This is a genomic window from Bradyrhizobium sp. CCBAU 53351, assembly GCF_015291745.1.
In the GTDB taxonomy this organism is placed as follows: domain Bacteria; phylum Pseudomonadota; class Alphaproteobacteria; order Rhizobiales; family Xanthobacteraceae; genus Bradyrhizobium.
The window spans coordinates 1,257,305-1,271,740 of the sequence record NZ_CP030059.1 but is presented as its reverse complement, the minus strand read 5'-3'; the positions used below and the strand labels follow the sequence as shown (position 1 = coordinate 1,271,740).

Sequence of the window (14,436 nt, the reverse complement as noted above, 5' to 3'; positions counted from 1 at the left end):
ATGGAGCGACAGAGCATCAGGACGGATGAGAACTGTCAACCGCGGCGCGGCTGCCCCGTTTCAGAACTTGTAGCCGAGGCCGGCGCGAACGGAGTGGATGTTCGATTCGATGTCCGCCGTCACGCGCTGGTATTCATATTCGGCACGGGCGAACAGTCCCCCGACCAGCATGACGTCGACGCCGGCGCCGGCCGAATAGCCATAAACCAGCTTGGTCTTGGTAGCGAACGTCGTCGCCGGCCGTGCCGGCGAGGGCCATGCCGCGGCGTAACGGTCGACGGTCTGACTGCCGAGGCCACCGCCGAAGAAAGCGTAGGGCAGGAAGCATCCCCAGGCATAGCCGGCACGCATGCGCAGCGAGCCGAAGTCCGGTATCGCGACGACCGCGGAGACCTTCGTGGTGGCGGCGACGGTATTGTTGTCGAACGCCAGTCCCGTCGAGCTCGAGGTCGACTTGAAGCCGCCATGGATGTAATTCGCCTCGATGCTGAGAACCACGTCGTCCCATTGCCCGTTATATCCGGCAAACACGCCGTAACCGGCCGTGCTGCTCTGCGCGGCGCCAAGCGGCTGCCAATTGTAGCCTGGCCCGGGAGTGACGAAAGTCGATTGCAGATCGCTGTTGATCGTCGAGGAGACTTTCGAGGTGATCGTGCCGTAGTCACCCTGACCACCGACGTAGTAGCCCTGCCAATTCGGCCGGGCATTGGTCAGGCCGTCGGTGAAGCTGCCGCGCAGGATCGGCAGATCCGGCATGTCGGCCGCGTGCGCAGCTGACACCGTCCCCAACATCACTGCTGCCAACAAAAGCCCACGCATCGCAACGCTCCATCGAACTCGAACTTTTCGCTCGTGATCATGGCTCGTTAACCTTAACCAATGGTTGCGTAAGCCGCCTTCGCCGCCACTCGCCATGAAAAATACGCAAAGCAAAACGGCGCGGGATGATCCCGCGCCGTTAAGAGAGTTTAACCGGTGAGGCTGCTGATCAGCCCTTGGTGACGAGCGGCGGCGGCGCGTAGGCCGGCGGGCTGTCGAGGTTCCAGCGCACGCCGAGCTTGAGGTCGTGCGAGGTGATATCCTTGAATTTGAAGACGTTGTTGGTCGTCGCGCCGGTGTAATCCGACAGCACTCCGGTCTGGCCCGGGCCCAGATCGACATAGCTGTAGGCGAGTTCGAGGACCAGGTTCGGATTGACCTTGTAGGCAAGACCCGCATGAGCCGCCCAGGCGAAATTCCACTGCGAGCCGGTCGGAGCCGTGGCGAAGCTCGTGGTGGAGAACGGCAGGCTGTTGGTGCCCGTGTCGGTGAAATTCGAGATCGAGACCCGCGCGCCGCCGACGCCGGCGCCGACGAACGGCGTGATGCACCACCACGTACCGAGATCGACATACGCGTTGGCCAGGACCAGCCATTCGGACTTGCTGGCGCCGTAGTTGTCGATTCCGTTATAGGCAACACCGCCCGCGGTGCCGGTGAAACGATCCGTGCCCTTGAAATTCGAGTTGCCGCGATATTGTCCGGTCACGTCGGCGCGGAACCAGTTGTTGAAGCGGTAGCCGACGCCCACGCCGTAGATGCCGGCGGTATCGAACGACGTCTTCTGATCGAACGACGTGAGCTGCGAATAGGCGGACTCGCGACCGTAGTGAAGATCACTGGTCTTCTGATTGCTGAAGCCGATGTCGCCGCGCAGATACCAGCCTCCGAAGTCGGCGGGCGGAGCCGGCGGCGCGTACATGGGAGGGGGCGCCGCGATCGGCATATCGGCGGCGAACGCCATCGACGAGATCAGGGTTGCCGCACCCGCGGCAAGGAGAGACTTAACGCTACGCATTGGCTTCGTCCTTTTGGCCGGTGAGGCAAATACGCAGGCCTCACGTTCTGGAAACTCACGGAGCGGACGATGCCAGCAAATGTTTAAGCGCCACTTAACCCTAATTTTTAAGGTTGATTTTTTCTGACTGCTCGCGCGCGCGGCGCGTGAGCGTTGCAGGAATGCCGCATCAATTGCGACGCCCCGGCCGCAATTGCTAACGATCCGTGAAAGTGCGCTGCAGCGAGAGAGGAAGTGTTAACGCGTGTGCCGCGGCAGCCTGGGCAGAAACACCGCAAGCAGGCCGATCGCCGGCAGATAAGCGCAGACCTGATAGACGAACTCGATCGAGGTGTGGTCTGCGAGCTTGCCGAGCACGGCGGCCCCGAGGCCCCCGATGCCGAAGGCGACGCCGAAGAACACGCCGGAGATCATGCCGAAACGGTGCGGCACCAGCTCCTGCGCGAACACGATGATCGACGACGTCGTCGAGGAGATGATGAGGCCGATAATCACGCTGAGCACTGCGCTCGCATGGAGCCCGGCATAGGGCAGCGCCAGCGTGAACGGCAGCGCGCCCAGGATCGAAATCCAGATCACGATCTTGCGGCCGAAGCGGTCACCCAGGGGCCCGCCGAGAAATGCGCCGACCGCATTCGCCGCGAGGAAGATGAAGAGGTAGATCTGCGCGGCCTGCGTCGACACGCCGAAGCGGTCGATCAGATAGAAGATGTAGTAGCTGGACAGGCTCGAGACGTAGAGCTGCTTCGAGAACAGCAGCGCGACCAGCACGAGCAGTGCGACGACGACGCGGCGCGAGCTCGGCGCGTCCGGATGGGCCTGCACCGCCGCCATCTTCTTTGCCTTGATCTGCGGTGCGTACCAGCGGCCGATGCGCCAGAGGATGACGATCGCGAGGAACGCGATCGAGGAGAACCAGGCGATGCTGCCCTGCCCGAACGGCACCACGATCAGCGCCGCCAGCACCGGCCCCATCGAGGTGCCGAAACTGCCACCGAGCTGAAACACCGATTGCGCAAAGCCGTAGCGGCCGCCTGAGGCGAGCCGCGCGATGCGCGCGGACTCCGGGTGAAACACCGCCGAGCCGAGACCGACGAAGGCCGCAGCGACGAGGATGACGAGATATTGCTGCGCGACGCTGAGCAGCAGCAGGCCGAAGAAGGTCGAGGCCATGCCGATCGCCAGCGAGTAAGGCTGTGCCTTCTTGTCGGTGTAGTGCCCGACCACGGGCTGCAGCAGCGAGGCGGTGAACTGGAAGGCCAGCGTGATCATGCCGATCTGCGCGAAATCGAGCGCGTAGGTGTCCTTCAGGATCGGATACACCGAGGCGATCAGCGACTGCATGGTGTCGTTGAGGAAGTGCGAGACGCTGATGCCGGCGAGCACGATGTAGGCCGGGCCTGCCGCCTCGGCAGCTGACTTGGCGCCGGGTGCGACGTCAGCGACGACGACGGGCTCGGTCAGCGTTTCCTCTGAGACGACGACAGGCTTGTTCAATGCAGCGATCCCGGCAGGCGCGGCGAACCGCCGCATCCGCTCATTACGATGCAAGCGGATGCGGAACCAGCGTCAATCGCAAATGGCTGGGATGCGCGGGCGCTCTCGTCGCTTACCCTCCAGGGGAGGGTAAGAAAGTCTTACGCCGCCGCCTGGCCCAGCGCCGTAACGATGGTGTCGACGACGTCCTCGACCAGGATGCGGTCCTCGCCCTCGCCCATCACGCGGATCACGGGCTCGGTGCCGGAGGAGCGGATCAAGAGGCGGCCGTGGCCGTTGAGCCGCTTCTCGCCGTCGGAGATCGCCGACTTCACATCGGTATCGTCGAGCGGCTTGCCGCCCTTGTGGCGGACGTTCTTGAGGATCTGCGGCAGCGGATCGAAGCGATGGCAGACCTCGGATACCGGGCGGCGCAGCTTCTGCACCACGGCCAGCACCTGCAACGCCGCCACGAAGCCGTCGCCGGTGGTGGCGTAGTCGGACAGGATGATGTGGCCGGACTGCTCGCCGCCGAGATTGTAGCCGCCGTTCAGCATCTGCTCGAGCACGTAGCGGTCGCCGACCGGCGTGCGGACGAGATCGAGCCCCTGCCCTTTCAGGAAGCGCTCGAGGCCGAGATTGGACATCACGGTGGCGACGATGCCGGGGCGCGACAGCCGACCGTCTTCCTTCCAGCTCTGCGCGATCACCGCCAGCAGCTGGTCGCCGTCGACGACATGGCCGCGCTCGTCGACCAGGATGACGCGATCGGCGTCACCGTCGAGCGCGATGCCGATGTCGGCGCGCATCTCGCGCACCTTCCGCGACAGCGCTTCCGGCGATGTCGAACCGCAATCCTTGTTGATGTTGAAGCCATCGGGCTCGACGCCGATCGGCACGACGTCCGCGCCCAGCTCCCACAGCGCTTCCGGCACCACCTTGTAGGCGGCGCCGTTGGCGCAATCGATCACGACGCGCAGGCCGTCGAGCGAAAGGTCGCGCGGCAGCGTGCGCTTGGCGAATTCGATGTAGCGGTCATGCACGCCGTCGATGCGGCGGGCGCGCCCCAGGCTCGCGCTCTGTGCGAGCCGCTTGTCGATGGGCTCGTCGAGCAGCTGCTCGATCTGCCGCTCGACGTCGTCGGAGAGCTTGAAGCCCTGCGGGCCGAACAGCTTGATGCCGTTGTCCTCGAACAGATTGTGCGACGCCGAGATCATGACGCCGAGATCGGCGCGCATCGACTTGGTCAGCATGGCGACCGCCGGCGTCGGCATCGGGCCGACCAGCAGCACGTCCATTCCGACCGAGGTGAAGCCGGCGACCATCGCGTATTCGATCATGTAACCGGAGAGGCGGGTGTCCTTGCCGATCACGACACGGTGGCGATGGTCACCGCGCTGAAACGCAAGGCCTGCGGCCTGGCCGACCTTGAGCGCGAGCTCCGGCGTGATCAGTCCGTTGGCGCGGCCCCGGATCCCGTCCGTCCCGAAATATTTGCGGCTCATATCGTCCCCCAACGCAACAATCAGGGACTCCCCTGAGACAACCACGGGGTGCCCGAACAGACCCCGCATCCCTGATTTGCTGGGGTCTTATAATGCCTGCGCGGCTAACTTGGCTTCAAAAAATATGATGAATCATTACGGAACCGGGCCGGCCGCCATTCAGATAAGATGTTGTTAACGCTTCATTTCCCGCCATGGCGCCGGAGTCGGGCGGAACCTGCCCTAGCTGCTCCGCTTCACATGGCTGTCGCCGCGGCTCGGCGCCGGCTGCGTGACGTTGACGGGATCGGACCCCGGAAAGGTCTCTTCCAGCCCCTCTTCCAGGGCTTCCTCCAGATCATGCTTTTCCTTGATCTCTTCCGGGGACGGTGCGGCGTGCGGCCTCGTCATGGCGCTCTCCTGCAAAACGTTCTGCAAACGATTTGGCTGTGCATCCAACCATGCTAGATGACCTCAAAATGTTCTGATGCAAGTCTCTTGAGACAAGAACTCTTGAGACAAGACGGCCGGGGGACACGAGCATGAAGCATATTACCTGTATCGACGATCTTCGCGCCCTGCATAAGCGCCGCGTGCCGAAGGCGTTCTTCGACTATTGCGACCGCGGCTCCTATGCCGAGGAGACGCTGCGCGCCAACCGCGAGGACATGCAGGCGATCAAGTTCCGCCAGCGTATCCTGGTCGACGTCTCCAAGCGCGACACCTCGACCACCATCCTCGGCGAGCCCTCGACCATGCCGCTGATGCTGGCGCCCGTCGGCCTGCTCGGCATGCAGCATGGCGACGGCGAGATCCACGCCTGCCGCGCGGCGCAGGCCGCGGGTATCCCGTTCACGCAATCGACCATGTCGATCTGCTCGATCGAGGACATCGCCGCCAGCGTCGAGAAGCCGTTCTGGTTCCAGCTCTACGTCATGAAGGACCGCGGCTTCATCAAGGAATTGATCCAGCGCGCGATCGCGGCCAAGTGCAGCGCGCTGGTGTTGACCGTGGACCTGCAGGTGATCGGCCAGCGCCACGCCGACATCAAGAACGGCATGACGGTGCCGCCCGAATGGTCGCTGTCGAAGCTTTTGGATTTCGCCAGCAAGCCCGCCTGGGTCTCCGGCGTGCTGCAGGGCAAGCGCCGCACCTTCGGCAACATCGCCGGCCACGTGAAGAACACCGAGGATCTCAACCGCCTCGCCGAATGGACGGCGTCGCAATTCGACACCTCGCTGAGCTGGAAGGACGTCGAGTGGGTCCGCAGCATCTGGCCCGGCAAGCTGGTCATCAAGGGCATCCTCGACGTCGAGGACGCCGAGGAAGCCGCCAAGACCGGCGCGCAGGCCCTGGTCGTCTCCAACCATGGCGGCCGCCAGCTCGACGGCGCGCCGTCCTCGATCGAGGTGCTGCCGGAGATCGCGGACGCCGTCGGCGACAAGATGGAGATCATGTTCGACGGCGGCATCCGCTCCGGCCAGGACGTGATGCGCGCGCTCGCGCTCGGCGCAAAATCCTGCATGCTCGGCCGTGCCTATGCCTATGGCTTGGGAGCCGGCGGCCAGGCCGGCGTCGCCAAGGCCATCGACATCATCCAGAAGGAGCTGCTCACCACCATGGGCCTGTGCGGCGTCAACCGGATCGACGAGATCGACGATCATATCATCGCGGTGTAGCCGCAAGAGCGGTGCCGTAGGGTGGGTTACGGCTGCGCCTAACCCACCCTCCGGGTTCGGTGCCTGGTCCTCACATCGGCGGCATAATTCCGTCCCGCCCCACATTCACCCGGTTCGCTTCCAGCGAGCCGTCGTCCTTCTTCGCCGCGCCGAAGATGATCAGCTTGGCGCCCGGCTTCACTTCCGACTTGTCGCCGGCGACGAAGGTGACGATCGGCGTGTCCGGCGGCACCACGACCTTCTTCTTGCCGTCCTTGTATTTGACCGTGATGTTCTGGCCGTCGGTGCCCTTCACCGTCTGCGCCACGGTGGCGTTGGTCATGGTCGAGTTGGCGCGGGCGTCCCACGGGCGAAAGCCTTCGGCGGCGCCGCGCTGGTTCTCCGGGAAGATGTGCACCGCGATCGCCTTCTGGGTGCCGTCGGGCTCGGGCAGGCCGGTAACGCCGATATAGGAGCCTTCCTTGATCTCGGACAGCTGTGTCTTCACCACGGCGAACACCGCGACATTGTCGGTCATCTTCACCTTCACGTCGCCGCCTTCGCGCGTCTTGATGGCGAGCGTGTTGCCGTCGACGCTCTCGATGGTGCCGCGGATGCGCACCGTCGGCGCCTGTTGCGCGATTGCGCCGCCGATTGACAGAGCCACCATCGCGACGGCGATCAGCGGACGTGTGAAAGTTGCACGTTGAACAGACATGACGGTCTCCGATTGTCCCCACGAATGGAGAACTCCGGAAGACCTGCGCTATTCTCTCAAGTCTTTGTGAGATCGGCCTCGACCAATGCGCGCAGCTCGGCCGTGACCTCCGGCCGCCGGCCGAACCACAGCTCGAAGCCGCGCACCGCCTGATGCAGCAGCATGCCGAGCCCGTCGGCGGTCCTCAGACCCCGCGCCGTCGCGGCGGCGAGCAGCGGCGTCACCAGCGGAACATAGACGAGATCGGCAACCACTGCCGCCGGCGACAGGCGTGTGACATCGACCTCGAGCGACGGCTGGCCGTGCATGCCGAGCGAAGTCGTGTTCACGAGAAGTTTTGCGCGCGGCAGCGCGTCGTTGATCGCGTCCCATGCCAGCGGATGCACGCTCGGCCCAAACTGGCTTGCCAGCGCCTCGGCCCGCGCGGTGGTGCGGTTGGCGAGATGCACGCGCTTGATGCCGCGTTCGAGCAGCCCGAACACGACCGCCCGCGAGGAACCGCCGGCGCCCAGCACCAGCGCCTCCTCGACCGCCTCCCAGCCGGGCGCGCTGGCGTCGAGATTGCCGATGAAGCCTTCGACGTCGGTATTGGTCGCGCGCAACTCGCCATCGGCGAACCACAGCGTGTTGGCCGCGCCCACGGCCTTGGCGCGGGCGTCGGGCACCGACAGCGCCAGCACGCCCTCCTTGTGCGGGATGGTGACGTTGGCGCCGACGAAGCCGCGCAGCGACAGCCGCAGCACGAAATCCCTGAGGTCCTCGGGCGGCACCGCCTCGATGACGTAGCCGCCTTCGATGCCCAGCGTGCGCAGCCAGTAATGATGGATCAGCGGCGAGCGCGAATGCGCGGCCGGCCATCCGATCAGACAGGCTGCAGGCGTCTTGAGCGCGGTCATCTTTCCCTCGGAGTCGTCTTCCCGAGGCGATCCATTTCGCGTCACGCCCGCTCTGTCAAGCGCGCGGGCGCCGCGGTGGCGGCTGGAGAACGGCCCCCTCAGCCCGCCGCAGCCTCCTCGCTTGCGCCGCCCTTGATGTCGGCGATCGCGCGCTCGAGGCTCGTGCGATAGCGCGCGCGAGGCGGCGTCACGCCATGGGTGAGCAGCGCGCGGCGGACCGCGGGCGAGGCCCCTGTGATGAACAGCTTTATGCCCTGGCGGTGCGCCTTGGCGGCGACGCGGCGGAGCACGTTGGCTGCCGTCGAATCCAGGAACGGGACCGCGGCGAAATCGACCACGAAGGCCTTGCGCTTGTCGGCGACCTCGTCGAGCACGCTTCCGATGGCGGAGGCCGCGCCGAAGAAGAACGCGCCGGTGATGCGATAGACCAGCACGTCACGATCGACCGCCAGCGCGGGATCGTAGGGCACGCGCTCGCCATTGCCGTCGTCGGGACGATCGGCCGCGACCAGCGGCGAGCGTTCCTCGATGCCCGTCATCTCCGCCATGCGATGGATGAACAGCACCGCGCCGAGCGCGAAGCCGACCAGGATGCCTTCCGTCAGGTCGCGGAAGACCGTCAGCAGGAAGGTCGCGAGCAGCACGACGGCATCGCCCCAGGACGAGCGAAGCAACGTGCCGAACTCGTGCTTCTCCGCCATGGTCCAGGCCACCACGACCAGCACCGAGGCGAGCGCGGCGAGCGGGATGTAGCTGGCCAGCGGCGCCGCGATCAGCATGAACAGCAGCAGGAAGACCGCATGCAGCATGCCCGCGAGCGGCCCGCGAGCGCCGGCGCGGATGTTGGTGGCGGTACGCGCGATCAGCCCGGTGACGCAGATGCCGCCGAACAGCGCCGAGCCGATATTGGCCGCGCCTTGCGCCACCAGCTCGCAATTGGAGCGGTGACGACGCCCGGTCATGCCGTCGGCGACCACCGCGGACAGCAGCGATTCGATGGCAGCCAGCAGCGCGAACGCGATCGCGTCCGGCAGCACGGCGGTCGCCTTCGCGAGCGAGAACGCCGGCAACGCCGGCGAGGGCAATTCGCGCGGAATGCCGCCGAAGCGCGAGCCGATGGTCTCGACCGGCAGCGCGAACACCGCACAGACGACGGCCGCGAACACCACCGCGATCAGGATCCCCGGCCAGGACGGCCGCCAGATCCGCAAGGCCGCGATGATGGCAATGCTGACGATGGCGACTGCGACGGCGGACGGATTGATGGTGTTGAGGCCGCCGGCAAGCGCCAGGAGTTTCGGTACGAATTCGCTGGGCTCCTTGCCCGCGAGCGTGATGCCGGAGAGATCGCGGAGCTGGCTGGCGAAGATGATCACGGCGATGCCGGCGGTGAAGCCGACCGTCACCGGATAGGGAATGAACTTGATGTAGGTCCCGACCCTGAGCAGGCCCGCCGCGATCAGGATAAGGCCCGCCATCAGGGTGGCGAGGATGACGCCGTCGACGCCATGGCGCTCCGCGGTCGCCGCGACCAGGACGATGAACGCGCCGGCAGGGCCGCCGATCTGGAACCGGCTGCCGCCGAGCAGCGAGGCAATGAAGCCGCCGACGACCGCGGTGTAGAGGCCGCGGTCCGGCGTCACGCCCGAGGCGATCGCGATCGCCATCGACAGCGGCAGCGCCACGATCGCAACCGTCAGGCCTGCAAAGACGTCGGCGCGGAAATCCTCGAGCCCGTAGCCTTCACGCCAGACGGTGACCAGCTTCGGCAGATAGAGTTCGGCAAAGCTCGGCCGACGCAGCTGGTGCAGCCGGCTCGTGTGATCGCTTGTGATGCTCATCAGCAAAGTGCCCCACGATGCTCCGATGCATCGTGCGTCCCGTGTTGCCGAGGTGCGACGATGCGCTAGCCCATTTTGATCCCGGGCACGATCACCGGCTGATCATGCTCCGACGCGGCGCGGCGGCCCGGGCTCCTTGAGGCGAACGCCACGCCCGCCGCTGTCGCTGCGGACCTGCTCGCCGATCAGCTCGACGCCGGCCCGGTCGAACGCCTCGACCACCTTGATCAGGGTCTCGACCACGCCACGCACGTTGCCGGTCGAGGCCTCCATCCGCTGGATGGTCGGCAATGACACGCCGGCAAGCTCGGCCAAGGTTTTCTGGTCAATGCCAAGCAGCGCGCGGGCTGCCCGCATCTGGAATGACGTAATCACCGCGGCCTCACTTACCAGAACTGATAAATGATATTTGAGACATATACAATGATGTAAAATACATCATTCCGCGGTAAGTGCAAGGGCCGCGTCCGTGATGCAGTTGTGCGTGGAAACACCGCTGTCGTGTCCCGGACGCGGCGCAGCACGAAGTGATGCGCTGCAGAGCCGGCCCAAGCAGCGGCGAACTCCGTGGTTTTCTGGGTCCCTGTGTATCGAAATCCTGTCATGGTGGAGTGGGCGGGAAGCCGTTGGGTCCTTGGCGCTTGACGCCGTGAGCCGGCTCGGTCTCCCGCCCGTTCCATCTATCAACCTGAACAGTTGCACGAGGCTGCGCCAACAGACCTCGCATCACAGGGACAGGCACCATGATCATACGCCCTCGTTACGTCGGAATCGACGTCTCCAAACGATATCTCGATATCTTCGATGAGAGCCTGGGCGTGCCGGAGCGCATCGCCAACGCGCCGCAGGCCATCACACAGATCGCGGCGCGTTGGCGATGCGATGTGCTGGTCGTCTTTGAAGCCACGGGCGTCTATGACCTTGAGCTTCGTGAGGCGCTCAGCCAGGCCGGCATCCGCTTTGCCCGGATCAACCCGGCCCGGGCCCGGGACTTTGCGCGCGCCAGCGGCCAGCTCGCCAAGACCGACCCGATCGATGCCCGGATGCTGGCGAGCTTTGCCCGGGCCATGCAGCCTGCCGCTGAGCAGGCTGCCAATCCTGCCCGCAATGCCCTGGCGGGGCTTGCAAAACGGCGGGATCAACTGGTTCTCATGCGTGCCCAGGAGAAGAACAGGCGCAGCGAGGCCGAGGACCGCGCCATGGCCGATCGCATCGGTCGGCTCATTGAAGTCCTCGACAATGAGATCGCCGCAATCGAGGCCGATATTAGCGCACTGATCAAGACTGAGCCGGAGGTCTCCGATGATGCGCAGTTGATGCGGTCACTTCCCGGCGTGGGCCCCGTAACCTGCATGCAGCTGATCGCGCAGATGCCGGAACTCGGAAAAGTGGGACCGAAGCAGGTGGCCGCGCTCGCCGGCCTGGCTCCCTTCAACGTCGACAGCGGCGCTTACCGCGGCAAGCGGAAGATCGTCGGGGGCCGAAAGCGCGTCCGCGATGCCCTCTACATGGCCGCTCTCAATGCGGTCCGCCGGGCCGATCCATTCAAGGCCTTCTACGCTCGACTGCGACAGGCCGGTAAACCTGCCAAGCTCGCTCTCATTGCCGTTGCCAGGAAGCTGTTGACGGTCCTCAACGCCATCATCCGCGATCGAAAGCCGTACCTGTACACTAGGCCAACATAACAGTTGCCGGCTCTGCGCAGCAATGCTGCGCATTGCAGCGCGTCCGGGACACGCTGCAGGGATCATCGCAGCCTCCCCCCGCGAGCGCAGAGAGAGTTGCGTCTCGACAGCTCACGCCGCGTGCTGATGCGCGGCGATGATCTGGTCGGCAGCACGGCCGGTGACTTCGGCCATGTGGTCGAACTGGCGCGTGAAGCTGCCCGCACCAGCCGTTGCCGAACGCAGCTCGACGATGAGCTCGCCGATCTCGGCTTCCGGCATCATGGCGCGGACGCAGTCCCAGCCGCTCCAGCCATCGCGGGTGTCGAAGCCGAGGATCTGGCCGCGCCGCGCCGACAGGATCGCGTTGATCTTGGCGGTGGCCTCGGTCGGGCAGACGATCTCGACCACGTGGATCGGCTCCAGCAGCACGGGCTGGCATTGCGGCAGGCCTTCGTTGAGCCCGATCCGCGCCGCCGTGCGGAAGGCGAGGTCGGAGGAGTCGACGCTGTGATAGGAGCCGTCGGTCAGCGTCACCTGCACGTCGGTGACGGGGAAGCCGAGCGGACCGCGCGCCAATCCGTCGACGACGCCTTCCTCCACCGCGCCGATGTAGTTACGCGGCACGGCGCCACCCACCACCTTCTCCGTGAATTTGAAGCCGTCGCCGCGCGGCAGCGGCTTGATGTCCAGCACGACGTCGCCGAACTGGCCGTGGCCGCCGGACTGCTTCTTGTGGCGGCCGCGCTGGGTGATCGGCTTGCGGATGGTTTCCTGATAGCCGATCCCGGGCGGATGCGAGGTGAGCTTGATACCGAAGCGGTCGCGCAGCCGCTCGCTGGCGACGCGCAGATGCATCTCGCCCTGCCCCCACAAGACGGTGTCGTGGGTCTGGGCGTTCTGCACGACGATGAGCGAGGGATCCTCCTCGTGCAGCCGGGCCAGCGCCTGGCCGAGCTTGACGTCGTCCTTGCGGTCGGTGGCGGCGATCGAGATCGCAAGCACCGGCGGCGTCGGCTCCGTGACGGCCAGCGCGGCCGGCGGAGCCTTGCCGTTCGAGACCGTGTCGCCGGTCTTGACGGGATCAAGCTTGGCGAGCGCCACGGTGTCGCCGGCCTCCGCCGCGGCACGCTTGGTGTCGTAGGCGCCGTTGACGGCGAGGATGCCGGAGATGCGCCCGGAGCCGCCAGAGGCGGATTGCAGCGTCGCACCGTCGTCGAGATGGCCGGCAAGCAGCCGCGTCAGCGACAGCTTCCCGCCATGCTGCGAATGCAGCGTCTTGAAGACGTAGCCGAGCGCATCCTTGGTTTCGGGCACACCGAGACGCTTTGCGGTCTCAGCGATGCCCGGCGCCTCGTGACGCAGCGCCTTCATCAGGCGCAGCACGCCGTTCTCGCGCGCCGCGGCACCCAACAGCACGGGACAGATCAGCCCGTCGCGCAATTCGCGGGCGAGATCGTCGAACACGGCATCGCGCGGCGGCTGGATGTCTTCGAGCAGCTGCTCCATCAGCGCATCGTCGTGATCGGCGAGCTTCTCCAGCATCGAGAAGCGGGCTTCCTTCTCGCGATCGAGATTGCCGCCTTCGAGCGCGACCACTTCGGAGGCTCTGTGCTCGCGATAGACAAAGGCGCGCTCCAGCGCGAGATCGACGAAGCCCTCGATCAGGTCGTCCTTCCAAATCGGGATCTGACGCAGCACCAGCGGCACGCGCGAGGCGGGCTGCAGCATCGCGAGCGACTCGCGGATACGCTGGCTCGCCCGGTCGATCTTGTTGAGGAACAGGAAACGCGGGATCTTCAGCTCCTCCAGCTCGCGCAGGATGATCTGGAGCTGGGGCAGCTTCTTCTCGTCGGCCTCGCAAACCACGATCGCCGCGTCGACCGCGGGCAACGCGGCGCGCATGTCATGGGCGAATTCGACGGAACCGGGACAATCAAGGAAGGTGTAGCTGTCGCCCATGAAACTCGTGGTGGCGGCAGTCAGCCCGACGGTCATCTTGTGATGACGGGCCTCTGGCGCGGCGTCGCCGACGGAAGTTCCGGCATCGACACTGCCGGCGCGGGGGATTGCGCCCGTTCGCGCCAGTATTGCTTCGAGAAGTGTGGTTTTACCGCTTTGGAAAGGGCCCACCAGCGCGATGCACCGTGGACCTCGGGGACTTCTGACGTCTTGTCCCATTCGCCGCCTCCTTGGTGTGGAGCTCGGCCCATGATTGGGTCGGCAAACGCAGATGCTCTGCCCGTCGCCGAGATTTGGCAAGCGTCAAACGTCGCTGCGGTGCGTCGTCAGTTAGATCAAGTCTTATAATTCCACGGCTTGTCGGCTCGGCGTTCCACCTCACCAAAGGGAGAGGTGGAACGAGAGTTCGTCTCACATCGTTAGCGGCCCGGGCGAAGTTCCAGGCTCTCGAGGCCGGCGGCGACGTTGAGACCGACCTGGCCCTGCACGCTGAGCGGCTGCAGCGCGATCGAATTGTTGGAGCCGCCGACCAGCACGTTGCCCCCCAGGCCGACACCGACCGAGGCGCTGCCCTGCGCGCCGGCATAATTACCGGAGAGGTCGCCCGGGCCGAGCCGGTCGACCGGTGCGAACACGCCCCACGCCAAAGCCGTCTCCTGCGTGATGCCGATGTCGAGACCCACTTTCCGGATCGTGGCGACGTAGCGATCGTCGGGCAGGCCGTCGGCGCGCAGCACGCAGCCGAGATGGGTCACCGATCCGACGATGAAGCCGACGCTGGCGCCGCCGCGGCATTCGAGCACGCCGACCCGCGCCATCCGCTGCTGCGCGCTGCCGCCGACGCTGGAGGCAACGAGGCTGGCAGCGGCGAGCCCGGCGAAGATGAACGAACGACGCATG

13 protein-coding genes are annotated in these 14,436 nt (G+C 65.6%); 2 read left to right on the top strand and 11 right to left on the bottom strand.

What is annotated here, in order from left to right; translation table 11 throughout:
• Window positions 1-60 precede the first annotated feature (60 nt).
• From XH83_RS06135 to XH83_RS06115, 5 genes are all read right to left on the bottom strand, one after another.
• Window positions 61-819: an outer membrane protein gene (locus tag XH83_RS06135; RefSeq protein WP_194406141.1), complete on the bottom strand. Its 759-nt coding sequence runs from the start codon at window positions 817-819 to the stop codon at window positions 61-63.
• A gap of 169 nt (window positions 820-988) precedes the next feature.
• Window positions 989-1,837: an outer membrane protein gene (locus tag XH83_RS06130; RefSeq protein ID WP_246776420.1), complete on the bottom strand. Its 849-nt coding sequence runs from the start codon at window positions 1,835-1,837 to the stop codon at window positions 989-991.
• Between the two features lie 237 nt (window positions 1,838-2,074).
• The gene (locus XH83_RS06125; RefSeq protein WP_194406140.1) at window positions 2,075-3,334 is read right to left on the bottom strand and encodes an MFS transporter; all 1,260 of its coding nucleotides are present in this window, start codon (window positions 3,332-3,334) and stop codon (window positions 2,075-2,077) included.
• Between the two features lie 140 nt (window positions 3,335-3,474).
• Window positions 3,475-4,818, bottom strand: coding sequence for a phosphoglucosamine mutase (gene glmM, locus XH83_RS06120; RefSeq protein ID WP_194406139.1), 1,344 nt, complete (start codon window positions 4,816-4,818; stop codon window positions 3,475-3,477).
• 222 nt (window positions 4,819-5,040) lie between these two features.
• Window positions 5,041-5,208, bottom strand: a complete 168-nt coding sequence (locus XH83_RS06115; protein WP_194406138.1) for a hypothetical protein — start codon at window positions 5,206-5,208, stop codon at window positions 5,041-5,043.
• Window positions 5,209-5,339: 131 nt separating this feature from the next.
• Here XH83_RS06115 and XH83_RS06110 point away from each other — a divergent pair, with 131 nt between their 5' ends.
• On the top strand, window positions 5,340-6,476 hold the full coding sequence (locus XH83_RS06110; RefSeq protein WP_194406137.1) for an alpha-hydroxy acid oxidase: 1,137 nt from the start codon (window positions 5,340-5,342) through the stop codon (window positions 6,474-6,476).
• Between the two features lie 70 nt (window positions 6,477-6,546).
• Here the strand turns inward: XH83_RS06110 and XH83_RS06105 are convergent, their stop codons facing one another.
• The 4 genes from XH83_RS06105 to XH83_RS06090 all read right to left on the bottom strand — a co-directional run bounded on the left by XH83_RS06105 (window position 6,547) and on the right by XH83_RS06090 (window position 10,285).
• Window positions 6,547-7,125, bottom strand: a complete 579-nt coding sequence (locus XH83_RS06105) for a hypothetical protein (RefSeq protein ID WP_194408180.1) — start codon at window positions 7,123-7,125, stop codon at window positions 6,547-6,549.
• Window positions 7,126-7,229: 104 nt separating this feature from the next.
• Window positions 7,230-8,069, bottom strand: coding sequence for a shikimate dehydrogenase (locus XH83_RS06100; protein WP_194406136.1), 840 nt, complete (start codon window positions 8,067-8,069; stop codon window positions 7,230-7,232).
• Between the two features lie 98 nt (window positions 8,070-8,167).
• Window positions 8,168-9,910, bottom strand: a complete 1,743-nt coding sequence (locus XH83_RS06095; RefSeq protein WP_194406135.1) for a SulP family inorganic anion transporter — start codon at window positions 9,908-9,910, stop codon at window positions 8,168-8,170.
• Between the two features lie 102 nt (window positions 9,911-10,012).
• Window positions 10,013-10,285 carry a helix-turn-helix domain-containing protein gene (locus tag XH83_RS06090; protein ID WP_026201995.1) on the bottom strand — a complete coding sequence of 91 codons (273 nt, stop codon included), beginning with the start codon at window positions 10,283-10,285 and terminating at the stop codon, window positions 10,013-10,015.
• Between the two features lie 368 nt (window positions 10,286-10,653).
• On the opposite strand from XH83_RS06090, the gene XH83_RS06085 reads away from it, so the two are divergent.
• A complete protein-coding gene (locus XH83_RS06085) occupies window positions 10,654-11,595 on the top strand; it encodes an IS110 family transposase (protein WP_194404488.1) in 942 nt (313 codons plus the stop codon).
• 111 nt (window positions 11,596-11,706) lie between these two features.
• Here XH83_RS06085 and XH83_RS06080 read toward each other — a convergent pair whose 3' ends face one another.
• On the bottom strand, window positions 11,707-13,755 hold the full coding sequence (locus XH83_RS06080; protein ID WP_194406134.1) for an elongation factor G: 2,049 nt from the start codon (window positions 13,753-13,755) through the stop codon (window positions 11,707-11,709).
• A 200-nt stretch (window positions 13,756-13,955) separates the two neighbouring features.
• Window positions 13,956-14,435 carry a DUF992 domain-containing protein gene (locus XH83_RS06075; RefSeq protein ID WP_194406133.1) on the bottom strand — a complete coding sequence of 160 codons (480 nt, stop codon included), beginning with the start codon at window positions 14,433-14,435 and terminating at the stop codon, window positions 13,956-13,958.
• Window position 14,436 lies beyond the last annotated feature (1 nt).